Raw genomic sequence first — 24,318 nt, 5'->3', positions numbered from 1 at the left:
GCAGGCATACGGGCCATCGTCGGGTCTTATGCTTTGGCGCGGATACCCTGGTCCGTCGGCGCCGTCTGGCCATTGCCCATGCCATAGGTCTTGAGGTTCTGTAGCACGTAAATGGCTTTCTTGTACTCCGGGATCAAGCCATTGGCGTATTTGTCACCCTTGATATTGTTGGTCTGGATGGTATCCAGTTGCGTGGCGAAATACTCCAGCGCATTGAACTTGGCGTCCGGTTCCTTCTGCACACCAAAACGGTCGAACTTGTCGCCCGCATTGAGCAGCGTCATCGCCGTCAAATCAGAAATAAGGCCCTTACTGCGCAAAAACGTACTCAGATTACCCAACTGTTTCGCCGACACGTTTTCCGGGTCGAAACCTTTGATGTTCTTGTGCAGCTTCTGCTTGTCCATCTCGAGGGTATTAAGCACGCTCGGGTCATTGCCAACCAGTGCCAGCATCTGCTTGACCTTGGCATTCTGCGAAACCGCCTGGCCACGAGAGCTGGTGTCCTTGACCAACAAGCCACCTTTGGCCTGCCAACCTCCGGTGTAACCGATCGTCATGACTCTGCTCCTTGTAAAGCCAACATGGGAAATGTCCTTTTTGACCTGTTTTAGTGCACGAAAGTATCGACGGGCAAAGTAATGGCACCAACTGCTTTTATCGATTTTTTACAATTCAGATACATTTGCAGAACACCGGAAAAATCTCTGAAAGCATTGCTATAGAGCCTCCAACCAAAATACCTCGTCTAGTACTTCTGCTCTAACCCGACAGTCAATAAGTCACTTGTAAGATTTTCGATACTTTCCATCGGTCGACAATATGTTTTCTTGCACGAAAGTACCTAAAGCTTCCCCCGGCACCGACGATACGTATAAAAGCCCACAGCGTTTTCCCTCTCGAATCCACAATAAGAATCGCAGCACAAGGACCGGTTTCCATGCCCGCATTCCGTACCATTCAGGCTCGTTACACCCTGTTTCTGGTTCTGTTCATCCTGCTGCTGTCGGTGCTGACGGTGGTCGGTATCAGCCAACTGGTCGCGCCCAAATTGCGGCACACCGAAGAGCAAGTGGTGCTCAACCGCATAGCCGAAGTCGCCGAACAGATTCAGGGGGAACTGAACAAGGTTCAGTCACAACAACGCAGCATCACCCAGACCATCCCGCTGCTCGACAGTGCCGCGATCGACACGGTATTGCCGGGGCTGGTGGATCAGTACGGTGAGCTGAAGGTTTTTGGTGGCGGGATCTGGCCATTGCCGGGCCAGCGTGAAGCCGGGCGCAATAAATTCAGCACCTTCTGGCACCGCGACGCCTCGGGCAAGCTGGCGGTGAACACCTTCTGGAACAGCGACGCAGCGCCCAACTATTACGACCAGAGCTGGTACAAGGGCGGCATGGCCACGCCACGCGGTCAGTGCGCCTGGGCCGCCGCCTATAAAGACGACGCCAGCGCCGAGCCGCGCACCAACTGCGCAATGGCGATCCAGAAAAATGGCAGTGCCTGGGGCGTGTCGACCATTGACGTGACCCTCGGCTTCTTCAACGACCTGGTCGCCCGCAAGGAAAAAGACCTCAACGCCGAGATGCTCATCGTCGAGGCCGACGGCAAGATCATCAGCAACAGCTCGCGCATCAGCGGCCCGATCGTACTGAAGAACATCAGTGAACTGGCCGGCAGCTCGACCTTCGCCAGCCAGATCAAAACCGGCCTGCAAAATCGCGAGCAGGCACAACGCGTCGAGTTCGACAATAACGGTCAGGACAGCACCTTTTTCATGCGCCCGATCGAAGGCACGCCCTGGTTCCTCGCCACCGCCCTGCCGACCAAGATGCTCACCGCGCAGCGTGACGATGTACTCAGCACCCTGAGTCTGTTGCAGATTCCGCTAGTGATTCTGCTGGTGCTGCTGCAAGTCTACGCAATCCGCCAGTTGATCCAGCGCATGAAAGCGCTGAAGGCCAATATCGACCTGCTCTCCAGCGGCGATGCCGACCTGACTAAACGCATCACCATTCGCGCTGAAGATGAACTCGGCGCGATCGGCCACTCGATCAACACCTTTATCACCTACCTGCAAAACATGATTGGCGAAGTCACCCAGGCCACTGGCGCCATGGCGTCGAGCCTCGACAACCTGCAACGCACCTCGGCACACACCAGCCAGATTCTGCTGCGTCATGCTTCGGAAACCGATCAGACCGTTACCGCCATCACCGAGATGAGCTCGACGGCAGACAGCGTTGCGCAAAACGCCGCCGAAACCGCAGCGTTCACTCAGCGCGCCAACGAAAACGCCGACCGCTCGCGGGTTGTCGTCGGCGAAGCAACCAACAGCGTGGTGGCGCTGATCGACGAAGTGGCCAGCGCGACGCACAAAGTTGAAAACATGCAGCAGGACGCCCAGCGCATTACCGAGATTCTCGGCGTGATCGGTGCGATTGCCGGCCAGACCAACTTGCTCGCGCTTAACGCGGCGATTGAAGCCGCGCGCGCCGGTGAGCAGGGTCGCGGCTTTGCCGTGGTCGCTGATGAAGTGCGCGCCCTCGCCGCCCGGACCCAGGCCAGTACCTCGGAAATCAACGAGATGCTGACCCGCCTGACCCAAGGCGTGAGTTCCTCGGTCGCGGCCATGGAGAACACTCAGGCCAGTTGCCAGTCGGCGGCCGACGCCACGGCACGAGTCAATTCGGGCCTGGATGAAATGGCCGGTTCGGTCAGCCACATCAACAGCCTCAGCACGCAAATCGCCACCGCCGCCGAACAGCAAAGCGCCGTGACCGAGGAGATCAACCGCAGCATGGTGCAGATCCGCCACATGGTCGACGAACTGGTGCAGAGCGGCCAGGCCAGCGAACTCAACACCCGCCAGTTGCTCGAAGCCAACAGCCGCGTCAGCGCGATCATGGGCCGCTTCAAAGTCCGCTAACCTAAACCCTGTAGGAGCTGCCGCAGGCTGCGATCTGTTGATCTGGATTTTAAAAGATCAACATCAACAGATCGCAGCCTGCGGCAGCTCCTACAGGGTGGTACCTTACCGATTTGTCATCTTGCGCTCAGGGTTTTGTCAGGGTTGATCTACGATCATCCCGCCAGCCTGTCTTGTAGCAACTGGAAACACTCCGTTGATGCCGGACAGGAAAAACCGGTCAAAATACGCTCCTTTTTGACCGCCAACCGAGTCGAGATCCCGTCATGCGAACCTCTCTGCGTCTGGTCGCCCTGAGCGCCCTGTTCATCTCCTCCCTGGCCCAGGCCGCCGACCTGATCCCGATTGAAGTCCATCGCGACGCCAATTGCGGCTGCTGCAAAAAGTGGATCAGTCATCTCCAGGCCAATGGCTTCAAAGTTGAAGACCATGTCGAAAGCGACATGGCCAGCTTCAAACAGCAACACGGCGTGCCACCGCGCCTGGCGTCGTGCCACACCGCTATCATCAATGGCAAATTCGTCGAAGGCCATGTGCCGGCTGAGCAAGTGCTGGCACTGAGCAAGCGCGATGACCTGTTGGGCGTTGCCGCCCCGGGCATGCCGATGGGTTCGCCGGGCATGGAAATGGACGGCATGAGCGATGCCTATCAAGTCATCGGCCTGAAGAAAGATGGCGCTGATGTGGTGGTGGCGGACTACCCGGCTCATTGATGGGCGCTGCGTATTACGGGCTGTTCCTGGCCGCGTTCGGCGCGGCGACATTGTTGCCGTTGCAGTCCGAGGCGTTGCTGGTTGGCTTGATTGTCAGTGATCATTACTGGTTGTGGGGTTTGCTGGCGGTGGCGACCCTGGGCAACGTGCTCGGTTCGCTGGTCAATTGGTGGTTGGGCCGGGGCATCGAGCGGTTCCAGGATCGGCGCTGGTTTCCGGTCAGCCCCAGGCACATGGCGCAGGCGCGCAAGCACTATCTACGTTACGGCCACTGGTCGTTGCTACTCAGCTGGCTACCGATCATTGGCGACCCGCTGACGCTGATCGCCGGGGTCATGCGCGAGCCGCTCGGACGTTTCCTGCTGATTGTCACTCTTGCCAAAGGTGCACGTTATGGCGTGCTGGCCATGCTGACCCTTGGCTGGCTCGGTTGAACCATCAGCTACCCCCATTGCCTGTGTTTAACGTCACCGTAATCCCGCCGTTCCAGCATCGGCCGATTTTCATGGAGTTTGCCCTTATGACCGTCACGCGTTCCCGCTGGCTTCCCGGCCTCTTCCTCAGCGCTGCCCTGCCGCTGTTCGCGCATGCCGCCACCGAGGCAACGCCTGCCGAGGGCCCGGCCTACGGCCCGGAGCTGCAAGGCTTCGAATACCCTTACACACTTAAACACTTCGCCTTCCAATCTCAGGGCAAATCCCTGCAGATGGGTTACATGGACGTAGCTGCCCACGGCAAGGCCAACGGCCGCACCGTGGTGCTGATGCACGGCAAGAATTTTTGCGCAGCGACTTGGGACAGCTCGATCAAGGCCTTGAGCGAGGCCGGTTTCCGGGTGATTGCGCCGGATCAGATCGGATTCTGCACTTCCAGCAAACCGGACAACTATCAGTACAGTTTCCAGCAACTGGCGACCAACACCCAGCAGTTGCTCAAGGCGCTGGGCATTCAGAAAGCCACCCTGCTCGGTCATTCCACCGGTGGCATGCTCGCCACCCGTTACGCGCTGCTGTTCCCGGAGCAAGTCGAACAACTGGCACTGGTCAACCCGATCGGTCTGGAAGACTGGAAAGCCCTTGGCGTGCCCTATCGCACGGTCGATCAATGGTATGAGCGCGAACTGAAAGTCAGCGCTCAAGGCATTCGCGACTACGAACGCACCACTTATTACGACGGCCGCTGGAAACCTGAATTCGACCGTTGGGTCGACATGCTCGCCGGCCTCAGCAAAGGCCCGGGCAAGACTCAAGTCGCGTGGAACTCGGCCCTGATCTACGACATGATTTTCACCCAGCCGGTGTACTACGAGTTCAAGGACTTGAAGATGCCGACCCTGTTGCTGATCGGCACTTCGGACACCACAGCCATTGGCAAGGACCTTGCGCCACCTGAGGTGAAAGCGAAAATCGGCCACTATGACGTGCTCGGCAAACAAGTGGCCAAGCTGATCCCGCAATCGACGCTGGTGGAATTCCCCGGCATGGGCCACGCGCCGCAAATGGAAGAACCGGCGCAGTTCCACAAGGCCTTGCTCGGCTGGCTGAACACAACCAATCCTGTTCGTTGATGAGGTAAGGCTGATGGCGGTGCAGATTGCAGTGATCGATGACTGGCAGGACGTGGCGCGCGACGTGGTCGACTGGTCAGTGCTCGACAGCCTCGGTGAGGTGACGTTCGAACATGACTATCCGGCAGACAACGCGACCCTGGCCAAGCGTTTGGCCAAGTATCAGGTGATTTGCGTGATGCGCGAGCGCACACGCTTTGATGAAGACCTGCTCACGCAGCTACCTGATCTCAAACTGTTGGTCACCGGCGGCATGCGCAATGCAGCGCTGGACATGCAGGCGGCGGCGACACTCGGCATCAAGGTCTGCGGCACTGACAGCTACAAGCACGCCGCGCCGGAGCTGACCTGGGCACTGATCATGGCGGCCACGCGCAATCTGGTAAACGAAGCCAATTCACTGCGGGCTGGCCAATGGCAGCAGGGCCTGGGCGGTGATCTGCACGGCCGCACGCTGGGCATTCTTGGCCTCGGCAGCATCGGCCAGAAAGTCGCGCAGTTCGGGCAGGTCTTCGGCATGCGGGTGATCGCCTGGAGCGAGAACCTCACGGCTGAGCGGGCCGAACAGGCTGGCGTCAGCTATGTCAGCAAGCAGCAACTGTTCGAACAGGCTGATGTGCTTTCGGTGCATCTGGTGCTCAGCGAGCGCAGTCGCGGCCTGGTCGACGCCCAAGCGTTGAACTGGATGAAGCCGACGGCGCTGCTGGTCAACACCGCCCGTGGGCCGATCGTCGATGAAGCGGCGCTGATCAAGGCCTTGCAAAAACAGCAGATCGCCGGGGCGGCACTGGATGTCTTCGAGCAGGAGCCGCTACCGGCGCTGCACCCCTTTCGCACACTCGACAACGTGCTGGCGACGCCGCACGTGGGGTACGTCAGTCGGCAGAACTATGAGCAGTTCTTTTCGCAGATGATCGAGGATATTCAGGCCTGGGCTGCGGGGGAGCCGATTCGCCTGCTTAATTAATCCGGCCTGCCCCTACCTCCCCTGTAGGAGCGGCCCGAGCCTTCGGCAGCTCCTACAGGGTTCAACAGTCACTCCATCAACAATGTGTTCGCACCACAACAGTGCGACCGCACTCCTCGCTAGCACAGAATCGTGACCGACCAGTCACCGTTTTGGCCCTAACTCGCAAAAAAAACTGCACTTCGTCGGTGCGTTTGCCCTCCAAAAGCCAAGTTGCCGTTAACGGCAAACCGATTGTCGAACAATTTACCCATTTGCTCTGGCCCGCTCTAGGATCTGGCCTAGACTGGATTTTTCAGGGTTCGACCTGCCGGTCATCTTGCGGAAAAAAACTCGAAACTTTTGCACGAAGCGGCGGGTCATCTGAAAGGTAGGGCCAAAGTGGCTGGTGCAATCCTTGCAATAGCCCAATCACCCATTCTGCTTGCGCGTGTTGGGTAGCGTTTGCTCACCGATGCGTAGCGCGATTGCGCTCGCGTAATTCATGTAGGTGCTGCCGCAGGCTGCGATCTTTGCTTTTAAACGATCAAAAGATCGCAGCCTGCGGCAGCGCCTACAGGGAAAGAGAGAAGAATCAGATCAACAACACGGGAGATTCATATGATCAGTGCGGCATTGGATATTCAGGGAGAGCGTGCTCAGCAGGCGGTTGGCGAAGCGAGCACCATCAGCGTTTCCGGCAGCCGACAGATCAACGTCCCCGGCACCAAGACGCTGACTCCGGTAGCGAGCCAGAATCCCAACAAGAAGAAAGTGTTGTTCGTGACCTCGGAAATCGCCGATCTGGTGAAAACCGGCGGCCTGGGTGACGTGTCTGCCGCCCTGCCCCGCGCCATGGCGCACCTGCACGATGTGCGCGTGCTGATCCCCGGTTACCCGCAAGTGATGCACAGCGAGAACCCGATTCACATCATCGGCGAACTCGGCGGCCATGCTGCGCTGCCACCGTGCAAAATCGGTCGCATGGACATGCCCGACGGCCTGGTGATCTACGTGTTGATCTGCCCTGAACTCTACGAGCGCGAAGGTTCGCCCTACGGTGCCAACAATGGCCGTGACTGGCCGGACAACCATATTCGCTTCGCCCGCCTCGGTCTGGCCGCTGCCGACATCGCCGCCAACCTCGCACAAATCCACTGGTGCCCGGATCTGGTGCACGCCCACGATTGGCCTGCAGGCCTGGCCCCGGCGTACATGCACTGGCGTGGGCAGCGCACGCCAACCCTGTTCACCATTCACAACCTTGCTTATCAAGGGGTGACCAGCCTCGGCTCGTGCCCAGAGCTGGGCATTCCCAACCATGCCCTGCAACAGGAAGGCATGGAATTCTACGGCAAGATGTCGTTCCTCAAGGCCGGCATGGCCTATTCGAGCCACATCACCACGGTCAGCGCGACTTACGCGCAGGAAATCACCACCCCGGATTTCGGCTGCGGCCTCGACGGTTTCCTCGCCGCCAAGACCCAGCAAGGTTTGCTCAGCGGTATCCCTAACGGTATCGACGAGAGCTGGGACGCTGCCACTGATCCACACCTGTTCGCACCGTTCGCCATTGGCGACTGGGAAGGCAAAGCCGTCAACGCAGCCCATGTCCGCGAGCTGTTCGAACTGAATGACTCCGAAGGTCCGCTGTTTGCCGTGGTTTCCCGGCTGGTTTACCAAAAGGGTCTGGATCTGACTCAAGCCGTTTCCGAGTACATCGTGCAGAACGGTGGCCAGATCGCGATCATCGGTCGCGGCGAGCCGGAAGAAGAACAAGCCATGCGCGAACTGGCACTGCGTTTCCCTGGCCAGATCGGTGTGCGCATCGGCTTCAATGAAACCGACGCCCGCCGCATGTTCGCCGGCAGCGATTTCCTGTTAATGCCGTCGCGTTATGAACCTTGCGGTTTGAGCCAGATGTACGCCCAGCGTTTCGGTTCGTTGCCGGTTGCACGCAACACCGGCGGCCTGGCCGACACCATTGAAAACGGCGTCACCGGGTTCCTCTTCGACGAATCCACCGCCGAAAGCTATCAAGAAGCCTTGAGCCGCGCGTTCAAAGTCTTCGCCTATCCTGAACTGCTCAATGCCATGCGTTGCCGGGCAATGGCCGCGCCGTTCAACTGGTGCAAAGCGGTTGAACCATACGCCGAACTTTATGAACAACTGGTGGCCAAGGCCTTGGGTAAAGCAATTCACAAGTAACAGGGAGGTCAACGATGCCGTTACGGTCTACTGAAACCTGGCCACACGGCGCGATCATGCTGGATGCCGAGCACACGCAATTTGCGTTGTGGGCACCGGATGCGTTTTACGTCAGCGTCGAACTGGAAAACGGCCAGTCGCTGCCAATGCTGCCGCAGGCAGACGGCTGGTTCGTGATCAAGGCCCGCTGTCCGGCGGGCACGCGTTACCGCTACAACATTGATGGTGAACTGGAGGTGCCCGACCCGGCCTCCAGAGCGCAGGATGGCGACCTCAACCGCCACAGCGTGGTGGTTGATCCGCTGGCCTATCAATGGCGACACAGTGCCTGGCACGGTCGGCCGTGGAGTGAAGCGGTGATCTACGAGTTGCACGTCGGTGCGCTCGGCGGCTTTGCCGAAGTCGAACAACACCTGGCGCGCCTCGCGGGCCTGGGCATCACCGCCATCGAACTGATGCCGCTGGCGCAGTTCCCCGGCGATCGCAATTGGGGCTACGACGGCGTCTTGCCTTACGCACCGCAAGCCTCTTACGGCACCCCGGAACAACTCAAACACCTGATCGACAGCGCCCACGGCCACGGTCTGGCGGTGATTCTCGACGTGGTCTACAACCACTTCGGCCCCGACGGCAATTACCTGCACCGTTACGCCAAAGGCTTTTTCCGCGAAGACAAACACACGCCGTGGGGCGCGGCGATCGATTTTCGCCGCGATGAAGTGCGCGAATTCTTTATCGAAAACGCCCTGATGTGGTTGCTCGAATACCGCTTCGACGGTCTGCGCCTCGATGCGGTGCATGCCATCGAAGACCCGGATTTCCTCACCGAGATGGCCCAGCGCATCCGCGCGCAAATCGACCCGAATCGGCATGTCTGGCTGACCGTGGAAAACGAACTCAACCAGTCCAGCCTGCTCGAATACGACTACGACGCGCAGTGGAACGACGACGGCCACAACGCCCTGCACGTACTGCTCACCGGTGAAACCGACGCCTATTACGCCGACTATGCCGCGCAACCCACCGAACAACTGGTGCGCTGCCTGAGTCAGGGCTTTGTGTTCCAGGGCCACATCACCCGTCATGGCGAACCTCGCGGCGAGCCCAGTGAACACTTGCCGTCCACCGCGTTTGTGCTGTTCCTGCAAAACCACGATCAGATCGGCAACCGCGCGTTCGGCGAGCGTCTGCATCAGCTGGCCGATCCACGCGCCGTGCAGGCAGCGACGGTATTGTTGCTGCTGTCACCGATGATTCCGCTGATGTTCATGGGCGACGAATTCGCCGCCGAACAGCCGTTCCTGTTTTTCACCAGTCACCATGGTGAATTGGCCGAACTGGTGCGCGAGGGCCGCCGCAATGAATTCGCGGCGTTCAGCGCTTTCACCGACCCGCACAAGCGTGAACAGATTCCTGATCCGAATGGCGAAAAAACCTTCCACGCCTCTCAGCCGAGGTTGATTGGCAATGGCAGCGTGAAACAGCAGGAAACCCTCGCGCTGTACCAAAAACTGCTGCAATTTCGCCATCAATACATCATCCCCCATCTGTCCGGCACGCAAGCGCTCGGCGCCCATATGCTCGGGTTTGGCGCGGTCAGTGCGCGCTGGCGCCTGGGCAATGGCAGTGAGCTGCGAATTGACCTGAACCTCAGCGACACGCCAGTGGTCAACCCTCCACAGACCGAAACCGTGTGGCTGTTTCAACAGCCGCCCAGCGCCGATCTGTCGGAGTCGGGCGAACTGCCCGCGTATTGCGCGCTTGTCAGCCTCACGGCCGCAACCCCTTTGCAACCTCTGGATGGAGAGCGCCTATGAGCGATGCGCAACTGGAAATTCTGGCCAGCCGAGCCGGCCTCGCCGTCGACTGGATCGACGCCAACGGCCGCCCGCAAAAAGTCGCCCCGGCGGTGCTGCGCAACGTCCTCATCGGACTCGGCCACCCGGCCAGCACGGCTCAGGAAATCGACGCCAGCCTGCTGCAACTGCAAGAAGTGCAACAGGATCGCCACCTGCCGCCGCTGCTGACCAGCGACGTCGGCGTCAGCCTCGATCTGGCGCGCTATTTCGCCCCTGAGACGCCTTGTGAAATCCACCTCGAAGACGGTTCGCGACTGAACCTCAAACTCGACAACGAAGCGATGTTGCCCGGCCTGGTTCCGGTCGGTTATCAGCAGGTACACATCGCCGATCAATATTTCACCCTGGCCGTGGCGCCGGAGCGCTGCTTCAGCGTTGGCGACGCGGTGGACAACCCGATCCCCCGAGCCTGGGGCCTCAGCGTGCAGTTGTATTCGTTGCGTCGCCCTGGCGATGGCGGTTTTGGCGACACTCAGGCGCTGGAAGAACTGGCTCGTGTGGCCGGTGAGCGTGGCGCCGAGGCGCTGGCGATCAGCCCGCTGCACGCAATGTTCAACGCTGATACCGGGCGCTACAGCCCGTATTCGCCGTCCAGTCGCTTGTTTCTCAATTCGCTGTACGCCGCGCCCGGCGCGATCCTCGGCGAACGGGCACTACGCGATGCCATCGACGCGGCAGGTCTGGCCGCCCAATTTGCGCAACTGGAAGACCTGAAACTGATCGACTGGCCAGCCGCCGCCGAGGCCAAGCAGAAACTGCTGCAAGCGCTGTATGAAGGCTTCGTCGCCGGCGATCATCCGCTGCACCCGGACTTTGCCAGTTTCCGTCACGCGGGCGGCGAAGCGCTGGAGAATCACTGCCGCTTCGAAGCGATTCAGGAAATGCGCGCCGCGCGCGGGGAAAATCTCGACTGGCGGCAATGGCCGGAGCACTGGCACGACCCGCGCGGCGCGGCGCTGGCAGCGTTCGCCGAGGAATACGCCGAGCGCATCGGTTACTTCGCTTTTTGCCAATGGCTGATTCACCGCTGCCTGGAGCGCGCACAGACCGCCGCTCGCAGCGCGGGCATGGGCATTGGCCTGATCGCCGACCTGGCGGTTGGGGCCGATGGCGCCGGCAGTCAGGCCTGGAGTTTTCAGGATGAGTTACTCGCGTCGCTGACCGTCGGTGCGCCGCCGGACATTCTCAACCGCTCCGGGCAAGGTTGGGGGATTTCCGCGTTCTCCCCGGAAGGACTGATCCGCAATGGTTTCCGCGCATTCATCGACATGCTCCGTGCCAACTTTGCCCATGCCGGCGGCTTGCGTATTGACCATGTCATGGGCCTGCAACGCTTGTGGGTGATTCCTAACGGCTCCGCCCCGGCGGATGGCGCCTATCTGTATTACCCGGTCGACGATCTGTTGCGTTTGCTGACGCTCGAATCCCACCGTCACCAGGCCATCGTCCTCGGCGAAGACCTCGGCACCGTGCCAGACGGTCTGCGCGAAAAGCTTATCGCCCGTTCGATGCTCGGCATGCGCGTGTTGCTGTTCGAACAGGACAACACCCATTTCAAACCGATCCTCGACTGGCCGGACAACGCGCTGGCGACCACCAGCACCCACGATTTGCCGACGATCAATGGCTGGTGGCACGGTCGCGACATCGACTGGAATGCGCGGCTGGGTTTTGTCGACGCCAACGGTGAAATCGAATGGCGCCACCATCGCCAGCGTGAGCGCGAAGGTCTGCGCAGCGCTTTGAGTCAGGACCCGCAGAACTTTCGCGAGGAATCCCACGAGGCCGATCAAGTGGTCGATGCCGCCGTGCGTTTCCTCGGCCATACCCGCGCGCCCCTGGTGCTGCTGCCAATCGAAGACGCGTTGGGCATCAACGAGCAAGCCAATTTCCCGGGCACCATCGACACGCACCCGAACTGGTCGCGACGTTTGCCCGGTACCAGCGAAGCCTTGCTCGATGACGCCGATGCCGCGCGCCGTCTGGAATTGCTCGCCTGCGCAAGGCTTCAGGCTGCCGAGCGTGACCAATGAACCAAACGCTCATCCAGCCACTGCGCGCGACGTTGCGCCTGCAATTCCATAAAGGTTTCACCCTCGAAGAAGCGGTACCGTTGGTGCCGTATTTTGCCCAATTAGGTATCAGCCACATATACGCCTCGCCGCTGCTCGCGGCGCGGGCCGGCTCAATGCACGGCTACGACGTGGTCGACCCGACCCAAGTCAATCCGGAACTCGGTGGCGAAGCGGCGCTGCGAAATTTAGTCAGCACCCTGCGCGAGCACGGCATGGGGCTGATCCTCGACATCGTTTCCAACCACATGGCCGTGGGCGGCAACGACAATCCGTGGTGGCTTGACCTGCTCGAATGGGGACGACTGAGCCCTTTTGGCGAATTTTTCGACATTCAGTGGCACTCGCCGGACCCGTTGATGGAAGGCCAGTTGTTGCTGCCCTTTCTAGGCAGCGACTACGGTGTGGCGTTACAGGAAGGCACGCTGAAGCTGCATTTCAATGCAGAAAAAGGCAGCTTTTACGTCGAGCATTACGACCACCACTTCCCGATCTGCCCAAGCGATTACGGTGACATCCTCAAACCCGAGGAGGCGCTCAAGTCTTTGGCCGATCGCTTCAGCACCCTCAGCTACCAGACCGATGCGCATTCGCTGGCGATCCCGTTAAAGGAAGAGCTGCGGCAACTGGCAAGCGATCCGCAGGTTCTCGAAGCGATTCAAAGCAACCTGAAAAATTTCGACTCGACCACTGAAGAAGGCTTCCAATCGCTGCATCAGTTGCTGGAGCGACAAAGCTATCGCCTGGCCAGTTGGCGCACCGCTGCCGATGACATCAACTGGCGGCGCTTTTTCGACATCAATGAACTCGGCGGTTTACGCGTCGAGCGTCCGGCAGTGTTCGAAGCAACGCACGGCAAAATCTTCCAGTTGATCGCCGAAGGGCTGGTCGACGGCTTGCGCATCGACCACATCGACGGCCTCGCCGACCCGCGCGGTTACTGCCGCAAATTGCGTCGACGCCTCGACCTGATCGCGCCAGACCGACACTTGCCGATCTACGTCGAGAAGATCCTCGGCGCCGGTGAAACCCTGCACCGCGATTGGGCGGTGGACGGCACCACCGGTTATGAATTCATGAATCAATTGTCGCTGTTGCAGCATGATCCCGACGGCGAATACGTCCTCGGTGACCTGTGGCAACGGCGCACCGAACGGCCCGCCGCGTTCATCGAAGAAGCGCAATTGGCGCGTCAGCAGATCCTCAACGGCTCGCTGGCCAGCGACTGCGAAAGCGTGGCGCAGGCATTGTTACAAGTGGCTCGCGACGACCTGATGACCCGCGACCTGACCCTCGGTGCGATCCGCCGGGTGCTGCAGGCGTTGATCGTGCATTTCCCGGTCTATCGCACTTACATCGGTGCAATGGGCCGCTCGGCGCAGGACGAGGTGTTTTTCCAGCACGCCATGGACGGTGCCCGGCAAACCCTCAGCGAAGCCGACTGGCCGGTACTCGACTGCGTCGCGGCCTGGCTCGGTGGCACACCGTGGCGGCGCAAACCGCGTGGCCGCTCGCGGAAAATCCTCAAGCACGCTTGCGTACGTTTTCAACAACTGACCTCACCGGCCGCTGCGAAAGCCGTGGAAGACACCGCGTTGTATCGCTCGGCGGTGCTGCTCTCGCGCAATGATGTGGGTTACAACACCGAACAGTTCAGCGCGCCGGTCAGTGATTTCCACGCGGTCAATCAGCGACGTCTCGCCGAATTCCCGGACAACCTGCTGGCCACCGCGACCCACGATCACAAGCGCGGCGAAGACACCCGTGCGCGCCTGGCGGTGCTCAGCGAACGCAGCCACTGGTACGCCGAGCAGATTGAATTGTGGCGCGCCCTCGCCCGCCCGGTTCGCGTTGATGATCAGGTACCGTCGGCGGGTGATGAGCTGATCCTCTACCAAGCGCTGCTCGGCAGTTGGCCGCTGGATCTGGGCGACGATGATCAGGGCGGTTTCGTCGACTACGCCAAGCGCATCTGGCAATGGCAACAAAAAGCCCTGCGCGAAGCCAAGCTGCAAAGCAGCTGGAGCGCGCCGAACGAGGCCTATGAAAACGCCACCCAGGCCTTCACCGAAAAACTCCTGACCGGTGCCGACGGTGAACTGCTGCGCGCCGCACTGGCCAAGACCGTCAACAGCATCGCCGCTGCCGGCGCACTCAATGGCTTGGCGCAAACCTTGCTGCGCATGACTGTGCCGGGGGTGCCGGATCTGTATCAGGGCAATGAGTATTGGGATTTCAGCCTGGTCGATCCGGACAACCGCCGGCCGGTGGATTACGCCGCGCGCGCGCAGTCCTTGCAGGCGCCTCTGCCACCTGCGCAGCTGCTGGCGAACTGGCGTGACGGGCGTATCAAGCAGGCCTTGATCGCCGAGGTGCTGAACCTGCGCGCCGAGCATGCCGGGCTGTTCCGCCATGGCTCGTACCAGGCCTTGGAGGTGCTGGGCGATCAGGCGCACAACGTGCTCGCGTTTGCCCGCGAACACGAGGGGAAGCAGGCCATCGTGATCGTACCGATCCGTTGCGCCACGCTGCTGGAAAACGGTGCTGTACCTCAGGTCGATGCGCTGCGCTGGGGCGATACGCGGGTGGTTTTACCGTTCGCCGCCTCTGACGCAAACCTGAAGGGACTTTTTTCAAGCCGCGCAGTCACAAAAAACAGGGAGCTGAATATCAGCGACGCGCTGGGGGATGTCCCGGTCAATCTCTTTATCCAACACTTAACGTAAGCACGAGTTCAGTTCAGGAGCATTGCGATGAGCACCGACGATAAACGCATCCGCGAATTCGCCTATCAGATCTGGGAGTCCGAAGGTCAGCCAGAAGGTCAGGAAGCGCGCCATTGGGAGATGGCCCGCAAACTGGCTGAAGCAGAAGCCTTGGCACCGAAGAAACCACCGAAGGCTGCGGGCAGTAAAGCCGCTGGCAAGACAGCCGAGCCCAAAGCACCGGCCGCTAAACCAAAACCGCCGGCCAAAGCCAAACCAGCCAGCGCTGCCAAGGTGATTCCACCGGGTGAAAAACCCGCCGAGAAACAGCCGAGAGCGCCGCGCAAGCCTTAGGCGATCTAAAGCTAAACCGGATTATTGAACTGAATGAATGTGTGGCGGGCTTGCTCGCCACCGAGGGCGCGTTCGACCCTAAGAAACACACAAATCCTCTTGTGGAAAAGGGCTTTTGTGGCGAGGGGATTTATCCCCGATCGGCTGCGCAGCAGTCGCAAAATCTATGCATGCGGTGTGCTTCATACCGCGCATGTGCAGCAGTGGGGCCGCTTCGCGACCCATCGGGGATAAATCCCCTCGCCACAAAGGTTCTCGCCAGGATTGGATTTGTCTCAGCCCAGACTACCGTTTTGCAGGAGCAATCATGACCCGTCCAAAAAAAGCCGAACCCACCGCGCACGCCGAGCCTTCGAGAATCCGTGAAGGCCTGCCCTTCCCGCTCGGTGCGACCTGGGATGGTCTGGGGGTGAACTTTGCCCTGTTCTCAGCCAACGCCACCAAGGTCGAACTGTGCATTTTCGATGATGCCGGCGAAGTCGAACTCGAACGCATCGAACTGCCGGAATACACCGACGAGATCTACCACGGCTACTTGCCCGATGCGCACCCGGGGCTGATCTACGGCTACCGTGTCTACGGCCCGTATGACCCGGCGAACGGGCACCGTTTCAACCACAACAAATTGCTCATCGACCCCTACGCCAAACAACTGGTCGGCGAGCTGAAATGGTCGGAAGCGCTGTTCGGCTACACCATCGGCCACCCCGACGCCGACCTCAGTTTCGACGAACGCGACAGCGCGCCATTCGTGCCCAAGTGCAAAGTCATCGACCCGGCGCACACCTGGGGCAACGACCAGCGTGTCAGTGTGCCGTGGGACAAAACCATCATTTATGAAACCCACGTACGCGGCATCAGCATGCGTCACCCCTCGGTGCCGGAAAACGTGCGAGGTACTTTCGCCGGTCTGATGAATGACGACGTGCTCAAGCACATTCGCAGCGTCGGCGTTTCGTCGGTCGAGCTGTTGCCGATCCACGCCTTCGTCAACGACCAGCACCTGCTGCACAAAGGCATGACCAATTACTGGGGTTACAACAGCATCGCGTTTTTCGCCCCGGACCCGCGTTATCTTGCCAGCGGCAAGATCGCCGAGTTCAAGGAGATGGTCGCGCACCTGCACGAGGCCAATCTCGAAGTAATCCTCGACGTGGTCTACAACCACACCGCCGAGGGCAACGAGCAAGGCCCGACCCTGTCGATGCGCGGCATCGACAACGCGTCCTACTACCGCTTGATGCCAGACGACAAACGCTTCTACATCAACGATTCCGGCACCGGCAACACGCTGGATCTGAGCCATCCGTGCGTACTGCAAATGGTCACCGACTCGCTGCGTTACTGGGCCACGGAAATGCACGTCGACGGTTTCCGCTTCGACCTGGCGACGATTCTTGGCCGTTATCACGACGGTTTCGACGAGCGTCACAGCTTCCTCGTCGCCTGCCGTCAGGACCCGGTGCTGCGTCAGGTGAAAATGATCGCCGAGCCTTGGGACTGCGGCCCCGGTGGTTATCAGGTCGGCAACTTCCCGCCGGGCTGGGTCGAGTGGAACGACAAGTTCCGCGACACCGTGCGAGCCTTCTGGAAAGGGGATGACGGCCAGGTTGCCGACTTCGCCAGCCGCATGACCGCTTCTGGCGAGATGTTCAATCAGCGTGGACGGCGGCCGTACTCGTCGGTGAACTTCATCACCGCCCACGACGGTTTCACCCTCAACGATCTGGTTTCGTACAACGACAAGCACAACGAAGCCAACGACGAGAACAATCAGGACGGCAGCAACAACAATCTGTCGTGGAACCACGGCGTCGAAGGCCCGACCGACGACCCGGAAATCAACGAACTGCGCCATCGGCAGATGCGCAACTTCTTCGCGACCCTGTTGCTGTCGCAAGGCACGCCGATGATTGTTGCCGGTGACGAATTCGCCCGCACCCAGGACGGTAACAACAACGCTTATTGCCAGGACAGCGAGATCGGCTGGGTCAATTGGGACCTGAGTGAAGACGGCAAGGCGCTGCTGAAATTCGTCAAACGCCTGATCAAGTTGCGTCTGGCTTACCCGATCCTGCGTCGCGGTCGTTTTCTCGTCGGCGAGTACAACGAGGACATCGGCGTCAAGGACGTCACCTGGCTGGCGCCGGACGCCACCGAGATGACCACCGAGCACTGGCACGATGCGCACAACCGTTGCCTGGGCATGCTGCTCGATGGCCGCGCGCAGGAAACCGGCATTCGCCGCAAGGGTGGCGATGCGACCCTGCTGCTGGTGGTCAACGCCCATCACGACATCGTCAACTTCACCTTGCCGGAGGTGCCGGACGGTGGTTTCTGGACGTGCATGATCGATACCAATCAGCCGTCGATCCGTGGTCAGGAGCGATTTGACTTCGGCCATGAATACTCGGTGACCGGCCGTTCGCTGTTGCTGTTCGAACTGCAACACGAAGAAGAAGATTGATATGGACCTGCAAAACTATCTCGCTCGCCGCACGCCGGATTATCCCGACACGGCGACCCTCGGCGCCTGTCTGCGGGCGATGGTCGAGGCCGGGCATGATCGTTTGCCGTTGCCCGGTAGCGGCCTGACGCTGGAGCGTTTCCAGCGTCTGGCCGATGTCGCCGGGCATGATCTGGGGTTGTGCAAACTCTACGAAGGCCATACCGATGCGTTGGCGATCATCGAACAACTCGGTGGCTCGCCGACGCCCGGCAGCACGTGGGGCATGTGGGCTGCAGAACCGCCACAGGCACGAGTGAAGGTCAGTCCCGCCGGGCACATGGTCGCACTGAACGGGCGCAAGGCGTGGTGCTCCGGCGCCGCGGTGCTCAGTCATGCCTTGCTGACCGCTTGGGACGCCGATGATCAGCAACAACTCGTGGCGGTGGCACTCGATCAACCGGGCGTGACCATCACCGATCAAGGCTGGCAAGCGGTGGGCATGGGCGCCACCGGCAGTGTTGAAGTGGTGTTCGATGCCGCCGAAGGCCAAGCCATCGGCAATCCAGGCGATTACTTGCAACGCCCCGGTTTCTGGCAGGGCGGCGTCGGCATTGCCGCGTGCTGGTACGGCGCCGCACGGCGGATTGCCGATTCGCTGCGCCAGCAATGCGCGCAACGTGAAGAGCCGCATGCCCTTGCCCACCTCGGCGCAGTCGACACGGCCTTGCAAGCGGCGGCTGACGTGCTGCGCTTCAGCGCCTTGCACATCGATGCGCACCCCGAAGACAACGCCGAACTGCTCGCCCGACGCGCTCGTGCTGTTGTCGAGCAATCCGCTGAGCAGGTGATCCGCGAGGTCGGTCGCGCGCTGGGCGCCGGGCCGTATTGCAAGGATCGTCACTTCGCTCGTTTGATCGCCGACCTGCCGGTGTTCCTGCGGCAAAGCCATGCCGAGCGCGACCTCGCCGCCCTCGGTCAACTGATTGCCCGTCAACCCGATGAGGTCTGGTCGCTATGAAAGCCAATCCGATCGTCGGCCAAGGCACGTCTTTGCATCAATGGCAGGCCTCGCGGCATCTGGCAGAGTTGCAAAGTATCGACATCCTCAGCCTGGTGCCCCCAGGTGCGCGGGCCGTGATTGTTGCCCCGCACCCGGACGATGAAGTGCTCGGTTGCGGGGGGCTGCTGCAGTTGCTTGCCGCCGCCGGGCGCGACTTGCAACTGATCTCGGTCACCGACGGCAGCGCCAGTCATCCCGGCTCCGAACGCTGGCCGGTCGAACGCTTGAGCGTGATCCGTCCACAAGAATCCGCCGAAGCCCTGCGCCGCCTCGGTCTGCCGATGCACCGTTTGAAGTGGCTGCGCGGTGGTTTCACCGACACTCAGGTGGCGGCTCAGGAACAACAACTGAGCGCGTTCATCGAACAGCATCTGCGCGCCAACGACGTGGTGTTTACCACTTGGCGCGAGGATGGCCATTGCGACCACGAAGCCGTCGGCCGCGCCAGTGCCGAAGCGGCGCGCCGGGTCGGTGCCATCTGCCATGAGTTGCCGGTGTGGACGTGGCACTGGGCGACGCCTGAAGACGCCGTCGTGCCGTGGCAGCGAGCGCGCAAGATTCTGCTGACGCCGGCGCAAATCGCGCGCAAACGGCACGCAGTGCACGCCTTTGCCAGCCAACTGGAAGGCGACGCGCAAGCGGGACTCGCCCCGGTGCTCGCGCCCTACGTGATCGACCGCCTGCTGCAGCCTTTCGAAGTGGTGTTTTTATGAGTGTCGAGGATCGCTATTTCGACGGCATGTTCGCCGGCAACGATGACCCCTGGGCCTTCCGCGAGCGCTGGTACGAGCAGCGCAAACGCGCCATCACCCTCGCCGCCCTGCCGCGCCCGCACTATCGGGCGATTTTCGAACCCGGCTGCGCCAACGGTGAGTTGAGCGCTGAACTGGCTCGCCGTTGCGACCGCCTGTTGTGCTGCGACACCGCCAGTGCCGCCGTGCGTCTGGCGCAAACCCGCTTGAGCCTGTTTGACCATGCCGAAGTACGGCAAAACCGCCTGCCGGATGACTGGCCGGAGGAAAAATTCGACCTGATTGTATTTAGCGAAATCGGCTACTACCTCGATAGCCAGGATCTGACAGCCGTTATTCGTCACATCAGCCATTCCCTGACCGCCGACGGCCAATTGCTCGCTTGCCACTGGCGCCCGCCGATTGATGACTGCCCGCTGAATGCGCGGCAGGTTCACGATTTGATTCACGAGCAACTGCAAATGCCGCGTCTGGTGCTGCATCAGGAGGCGGACTTCATACTTGAGGTCTGGAGCCGTGAGCCACGTTCGGTGGCCGCACTGGAGGGCTTGCGGTGATCAGCATTCTGATCCCGGCGCACAACGAAGAAGACTTGCTCGACGAATGCCTGAGCGCCGCGCTGCGCGCCAGCAAGCACGCCTTGCTCGCCGGCGAACCGGTCGAAGTGCTGGTGGTGCTGGACAGTTGCACCGATCGCTCGGCGCACATCGTCGGCCGTTATCCGGTGCTGAACCTGCAGATCGAAGCGCGCAACGTCGGCCAGGCCCGCGCTGCCGGTGCGCGTCTGCTGCTGGAGCGCGGCGCACGCTGGATCGCCTGCTCGGACGCCGACAGCCGCGTGGCCGACGACTGGCTGGTGGCGCAACTCGGGCTCGGCGCTGACGCGGTATGCGGCACCGTGACGGTGGAACACTGGCATGAATCGTTCGATCAGGCCGCGCAGATCCGCTATCACAGCCACTATCGCGGCTGTGACGGGCACCGGCATATCCACGGTGCAAACCTGGGCATCAGCGCCGATGCCTACCGCTGGGCCGGCGGTTTTCAACCGCTGGCGTGCGATGAAGACGTGCAACTGGTGCGTGAGCTGGAGCTGTCCGGCGCCAACATTGCCTGGAGCCATCGCCCGCAGATCCACACCAGCGCCCGTCTGGACAGCCGCGCACGCGGCGGATTTGGCGATTATCTGCGACAACTGGCACAGCTTTGAGAAAAAAAACCAGATCAGGCTAATCTGTCACGAGACGAACAGCGCTTCTTGAGCAATACTCTGCTGCGCGGCAATCCAGGGTTCGGAGCGTCGTACGGCAATCAACCTGCCTTCACGGGTCGACCAGCGGCTTTTTATGTCTGCGTGCGCGACTGAGGGCGAGACACTACAAGGACGTCGCACCCATGAAACTGTTATCCCTCAGCGAAAGCGGGCAGCCAGCGCAGATATGGAACAGCGCCCCGCAACTCGACAATATTCCCGTCATCAATACCCGCAGTCTGGTCCCGCCCGGTGCGCGCGCCGTGGTCATCGCCCCGCACCCCGGCGATGAAGTGGTGACATCCGGCGGTCTCCTACAGTTACTGGCCAACCTCGGCCATCCCCTGCAATTACTCTCGATCACCGACGGCAGCGCCAGCCATCCCGGTTCGCGGCAATGGTCGGAAAAACGCCTGAGCGTGTTTCGCCCCCAGGAAAGCGTCGAAGCCCTGCGCCGTCTGGGCCTGCCCATGCACAGCCTGAAATGGGTGCGCGGTGGTTTCAACGACAGCGGCCTGATGGATCAGGAAACGCAACTGACCGAATTCATCAGCCGTTACTTGCGCCCCGGCGACGTAGTGTTCAGCACCTGGCGCGGTGATGGCAACAACGACCATGAAGCCGTCGGACGAGCCAGCGCCAGAGCGGCGGAACTGACCGGGGCGACCTTTCACGATGTGCCGATCTGGGCCTGGCACTGGCCGGAGCGCGAGCACAAGTTGATCCCCTGGGAGCGCGCCCGCAAAATTCGCCTCGACACCTGGACCGTCGCGCGCAAAAGCCACGCCACCCATGCCTACGCCAGCCAGCTCAGCGACGAACCGGCACTGGGCCTTGCAGCCAAACTGTCGCCGATGGTGCTCGAACGCATGCGCCAGCCCTACGAAATCGTCTTCCTCTAAAAAAACAACAGCCCCCTGTAGGAGCTGCCGAAGGCTGCGATCTTTTGATCTGGTTTTTAAACAGCTAAAGTCAAAAGATCGTCCGATCGCGGCCCGAGCCTTCGGCAGCTCCTACACGGATGGGTATGAAAAGGAACTGCCGGGCCTCTGCATCAGTCGCATGAATAAGCAGACAGATTCAGAGGAGTGCACGTGTCCAGCGATCCCAAGCGTCACCTTAACGATGCGCCCGGCATTCATCGCCTGCGCGTGCTGACGGTCAATACGCACAAGGGTTTCACCGCGCTCAATCGGCGTTTCATCTTGCCGGAACTGCGCGAAGCCGTGCGCAGCACGTCCGCCGACCTGGTGTTTCTGCAAGAGGTGGTGGGTGAGCACGAACGTCATTCGAGCCGTTACAACGAATGGCCGCAAACCTCGCAGTACGAGTTCCTCGCCGACAGTATGTGGAGCGATTTCGCTTACGGACGCAACGCCGTGTACCCCAACGGTCACCACGGCAATGCCCTGCTGTCGAAATACCCGATTCGCGAATACCGTAATCTCGACGTGTCGATCACCGGCCCCGAACGCCGCGGCCTGCTGCACTGTGTGCTGGACGTACCGGGGCATGCCGAGGTTCACGCGATCTGCGTACACTTGAGCCTGCTCGAAAGCCATCGCCAGTTGCAGTTGCAACTGCTCTGCCAATTGCTCGAATCCCTGCCGGACGATGCCCCGGTGATCATCGCCGGCGACTTCAACGATTGGCAGTTGCAGGGCAACGCTGCCCTCTCCCGCCGTGACTATCTGCACGAAGCGTTCGAACGTCATCATGGCCGCCCGGCCAAGACGTACCCGGCACGTTTCCCCTTGCTGCGACTGGACCGCATCTACTTGCGCAATGCCAGCAGCCACGACCCACGTATCCTCGGCAACAAGCCGTGGACGCATCTCTCCGATCACCTGCCGCTGGCGGTTGAAGTTCACCTGTAATCATGCGATTGCCTGGACGAAATATTGACAGCATCGCCCTACACGGAGAGATCGGCCATAGGGGGGTTTGCATCTGCTGGCAGACCTTCCGTCGGCAATAAAACCTCCGTATGGCGAGGCTTTCCTTCGATATTCCATACAAACAACCACTTAGTTATGTGCAGAAAAACAAACACTTGCAAACGCCGTTTTGCCACTACCGCTCATCGTTCAATTTCTTGACGAGCGCGCGCGACTCTTCTTATCTCTACCTTACTACCCCCGGAATCACTGCCCGGGGCGAGCCTTCGGACACTCGCGAAATCGAGCGGCCACGGTTCGCCCCGCTCCATTCGGTCGCCCCTCGTTCGGGGTAGGAGAGACGCCACACAGAGAGAATGCATGCGCTTGCAAGGTAGACCTCCATGAGAATTTCAATTACCCCACACGAGATCAAAATCACATTCTGCACAGTGTCGAGTTCTATCTTGCTGTGCTCATCCATGGAGGCGCAGGCCGGTCCTGCGGCGGATGAAACCACGCCGTGGTATCGCGCGGACGTACCGGTCATGACCTTGCCAGCGACCGTCATTACTCCCGATCAGCAACGCTTCAGCTCACGGCCGGACGTGCGTGGCGCCAACCTGATCACTGAAGACCTCGCACCGAATGCCTGGGATCAGCTCTACGGACGCCCTGCCCGGCAGGCGCAAGACGATGTGTTGTCCTCGGGTTTTGCGATGCCTGGCAGTGGCGACTTCAAAGGCCCGGCGATCCTGACTCTGCAAAGTGGCAGCGGCCATACCCAGACCATCGGCCTGATCGGCGGCCTCAACCAGATTCAAGCCAACGGCAACGGCCTGCTCACCAGTCGCGCCCAAAGCGATCCGACCACCGACACCCTCAACCTGCAAGGGCAGAGCCTCGGCGCCTATTACAGCCTGACCGGCGCGCAAGGCTGGCACGTCGACCTGTCCGCCAGCGGTGGCCGCGTCAGTGGCTTCAGCCGCAACGAACAAGGCGCGCGGCAAGCCACTGAAGGCAGCGCGCTGACCTTTTCCGTGGAAGGCGGTTTTCCGATTGGCTTGAGTGAAAATTGGGTGGTGGAACCGCAGGCGCAACTGATCAACCAGCGCATCACCCTAGATACGCCGTATGCCGGATCGGGGAATGCCTCATCAACAGACCTGACCGCCTGGAGCGGTCGTGTCGGTGCCCGGCTGAAAGGCAGTTACGACTTGAACGGTCTGCCGGTCGAACCGTACGTGCGCACCAACCTCTGGCACACGGTGTACACCGGCAATACGGTGACGCTCGATCAGGTCGACAAGATCAGCAGCAGTCGCAAGTCGTCGACCGTTGAATTGGGCCTGGGACTGGTGGCGCGGATGACACCGTCGGTGAGTCTGTACGTGAGTGCCGATTACAGCAGCGATGTCGACGACAACGATTTGAATGGCCTGATTGGCAGCCTGGGTGTGCGTATGCGTTGGTGAGCTTCAGATCACCGAAGATCCCTGTGGGAGCTGGCTTGCCAGCGAAGGCGGCGTGTCAGTCACCAAAAATGCTGAAAGTGACGGCCTCATCGCGGGC

Annotated in this window: 19 protein-coding genes; 18 read left to right on the top strand and 1 reads right to left on the bottom strand. The window is 60.6% G+C overall.

Features of this window, described 5'->3' with window-relative positions; genetic code table 11:
* Positions 1–26: 26 nt before the first annotated feature.
* Entirely contained in the window at positions 27–560 is a 534-nt protein-coding gene (locus EJA70_RS27695) for a hypothetical protein (RefSeq protein WP_158835285.1), read from the bottom strand.
* 380 nt (positions 561–940) lie between these two features.
* On the opposite strand from EJA70_RS27695, the gene EJA70_RS27690 reads away from it, so the two are divergent.
* The 18 genes from EJA70_RS27690 (at position 941) to EJA70_RS27605 (ending at position 24,221) form a co-directional block, all read left to right on the top strand.
* Positions 941–2,932 carry a methyl-accepting chemotaxis protein gene (locus EJA70_RS27690; RefSeq protein WP_158835282.1) on the top strand — a complete coding sequence of 664 codons (1,992 nt, stop codon included), beginning with the start codon at positions 941–943 and terminating at the stop codon, positions 2,930–2,932.
* 266 nt (positions 2,933–3,198) lie between these two features.
* Entirely contained in the window at positions 3,199–3,645 is a 447-nt protein-coding gene (locus tag EJA70_RS27685) for a DUF411 domain-containing protein (RefSeq protein WP_158835278.1), read from the top strand.
* The gene (locus EJA70_RS27680) at positions 3,645–4,079 is read left to right on the top strand and encodes a YqaA family protein (RefSeq protein WP_158835275.1); all 435 of its coding nucleotides are present in this window, start codon (positions 3,645–3,647) and stop codon (positions 4,077–4,079) included. The genes EJA70_RS27685 and EJA70_RS27680 overlap by 1 nt, the downstream gene beginning before the upstream one ends.
* Before the next feature lie 86 nt (positions 4,080–4,165).
* A complete protein-coding gene (locus tag EJA70_RS27675) occupies positions 4,166–5,212 on the top strand; it encodes an alpha/beta fold hydrolase (protein WP_158835272.1) in 1,047 nt (348 codons plus the stop codon).
* A 13-nt stretch (positions 5,213–5,225) separates the two neighbouring features.
* Positions 5,226–6,179: a D-2-hydroxyacid dehydrogenase family protein gene (locus EJA70_RS27670; RefSeq protein ID WP_158835269.1), complete on the top strand. Its 954-nt coding sequence runs from the start codon at positions 5,226–5,228 to the stop codon at positions 6,177–6,179.
* A 600-nt stretch (positions 6,180–6,779) separates the two neighbouring features.
* A complete protein-coding gene (glgA, locus tag EJA70_RS27665; protein ID WP_158835266.1) occupies positions 6,780–8,366 on the top strand; it encodes a glycogen synthase GlgA in 1,587 nt (528 codons plus the stop codon).
* A gap of 14 nt (positions 8,367–8,380) precedes the next feature.
* The gene (treZ, locus tag EJA70_RS27660) at positions 8,381–10,183 is read left to right on the top strand and encodes a malto-oligosyltrehalose trehalohydrolase (protein ID WP_158835264.1); all 1,803 of its coding nucleotides are present in this window, start codon (positions 8,381–8,383) and stop codon (positions 10,181–10,183) included.
* Positions 10,180–12,258, top strand: a complete 2,079-nt coding sequence (malQ, locus tag EJA70_RS27655) for a 4-alpha-glucanotransferase (protein ID WP_158835261.1) — start codon at positions 10,180–10,182, stop codon at positions 12,256–12,258. Before treZ ends, malQ begins: the two co-directional genes overlap by 4 nt.
* Positions 12,255–15,023 carry a malto-oligosyltrehalose synthase gene (locus EJA70_RS27650; protein WP_158835258.1) on the top strand — a complete coding sequence of 923 codons (2,769 nt, stop codon included), beginning with the start codon at positions 12,255–12,257 and terminating at the stop codon, positions 15,021–15,023. Before malQ ends, EJA70_RS27650 begins: the two co-directional genes overlap by 4 nt.
* Positions 15,024–15,050: 27 nt before the next feature.
* Positions 15,051–15,356, top strand: a complete 306-nt coding sequence (locus tag EJA70_RS27645) for a DUF2934 domain-containing protein (RefSeq protein WP_158835255.1) — start codon at positions 15,051–15,053, stop codon at positions 15,354–15,356.
* 307 nt (positions 15,357–15,663) lie between these two features.
* Complete coding sequence (gene glgX / locus EJA70_RS27640; RefSeq protein ID WP_008084148.1) at positions 15,664–17,823, top strand: glycogen debranching protein GlgX; 2,160 nt, start codon at positions 15,664–15,666, stop codon at positions 17,821–17,823.
* Between the two features lies 1 nt (position 17,824).
* Positions 17,825–18,823, top strand: coding sequence for an acyl-CoA dehydrogenase (locus EJA70_RS27635; protein ID WP_158835252.1), 999 nt, complete (start codon positions 17,825–17,827; stop codon positions 18,821–18,823).
* Positions 18,820–19,578 (top strand): PIG-L deacetylase family protein, encoded by a 759-nt coding sequence (locus tag EJA70_RS27630; protein ID WP_158835250.1) that lies wholly within the window; start codon positions 18,820–18,822, stop codon positions 19,576–19,578. Before EJA70_RS27635 ends, EJA70_RS27630 begins: the two co-directional genes overlap by 4 nt.
* Complete coding sequence (locus EJA70_RS27625; RefSeq protein ID WP_158835247.1) at positions 19,575–20,174, top strand: SAM-dependent methyltransferase; 600 nt, start codon at positions 19,575–19,577, stop codon at positions 20,172–20,174. The genes EJA70_RS27630 and EJA70_RS27625 overlap by 4 nt, the downstream gene beginning before the upstream one ends.
* Entirely contained in the window at positions 20,171–20,827 is a 657-nt protein-coding gene (locus EJA70_RS27620; protein WP_158835245.1) for a glycosyltransferase family 2 protein, read from the top strand. Before EJA70_RS27625 ends, EJA70_RS27620 begins: the two co-directional genes overlap by 4 nt.
* 185 nt (positions 20,828–21,012) lie before the next feature.
* The gene (locus EJA70_RS27615; protein ID WP_008084139.1) at positions 21,013–21,771 is read left to right on the top strand and encodes a PIG-L deacetylase family protein; all 759 of its coding nucleotides are present in this window, start codon (positions 21,013–21,015) and stop codon (positions 21,769–21,771) included.
* Between the two features lie 192 nt (positions 21,772–21,963).
* On the top strand, positions 21,964–22,746 hold the full coding sequence (locus EJA70_RS27610) for an endonuclease/exonuclease/phosphatase family protein (RefSeq protein ID WP_158835242.1): 783 nt from the start codon (positions 21,964–21,966) through the stop codon (positions 22,744–22,746).
* A 404-nt stretch (positions 22,747–23,150) separates the two neighbouring features.
* Positions 23,151–24,221 carry an autotransporter outer membrane beta-barrel domain-containing protein gene (locus EJA70_RS27605; RefSeq protein WP_158835239.1) on the top strand — a complete coding sequence of 357 codons (1,071 nt, stop codon included), beginning with the start codon at positions 23,151–23,153 and terminating at the stop codon, positions 24,219–24,221.
* Positions 24,222–24,318 lie beyond the last annotated feature (97 nt).

The sequence above is a fragment of the Pseudomonas sp. PB103 genome, assembly GCF_009764635.1.
GTDB lineage: Bacteria > Pseudomonadota > Gammaproteobacteria > Pseudomonadales > Pseudomonadaceae > Aquipseudomonas.
Note: the sequence above shows the minus strand (reverse complement) of the source record. Positions and strands in the feature narration are given on the sequence as shown.